Here is a 492-nt window from a genome sequence, read left to right as displayed (position 1 = left end):
GGCCAGCGACACCGGCCTCGCTGCCGTTCCCCGCCCTTCCCCGTTCAGACCCCAAAAATCTGAACGGAGGAAAGGACAATGGAAATTACCATCAAAATCAATGGGAGGTTTGTGTCCGTTGAGGTCAGTGCCGAAGTTGCTGACTATCTGGAACAGGCCAAGCGGAACAATCGGAAACTTTACCGGGAGCGTCAGCGGTATTGGGATGGGCGCGAGTGTGACGAGTACATAATCGCTACCGAGGGCCGTTTGCCCTATTGCGCCACCCCGGAAGAATTGGTCTGCCAGCGGGAAACGCTGGATGAAATTCTGGCGGTGCTGGCGCTCTGCACCGATACCCAGCGGGAGCGGTTCTTGCTCTATGCGCTGTACGATTTCAGCTATGTGGAGATTGCTGAAATGTGCGGTTGCTCTAAGTACGCTGTCCGCGACAGCATTATGGCGGTGAGGAAAATTTTCAAAAAGAATTTCCAAAAGTGACCCCACGACCGG

1 protein-coding gene is annotated in these 492 nt (G+C 54.7%); it reads left to right on the top strand.

Annotation, left to right across the window (positions count from 1 at the left end):
- The first annotated feature begins 78 nt into the window (after positions 1-78).
- Positions 79-480, top strand: coding sequence for a sigma factor-like helix-turn-helix DNA-binding protein (locus D1646_RS09905; protein ID WP_160636312.1), 402 nt, complete (start codon positions 79-81; stop codon positions 478-480).
- Positions 481-492 lie beyond the last annotated feature (12 nt).

This window comes from Pseudoflavonifractor sp. 60, from assembly GCF_009911645.1.
Classification (GTDB): domain Bacteria; phylum Bacillota; class Clostridia; order Oscillospirales; family Oscillospiraceae; genus Lawsonibacter.
Note: the sequence above shows the minus strand (reverse complement) of the source record. Positions and strands in the feature narration are given on the sequence as shown.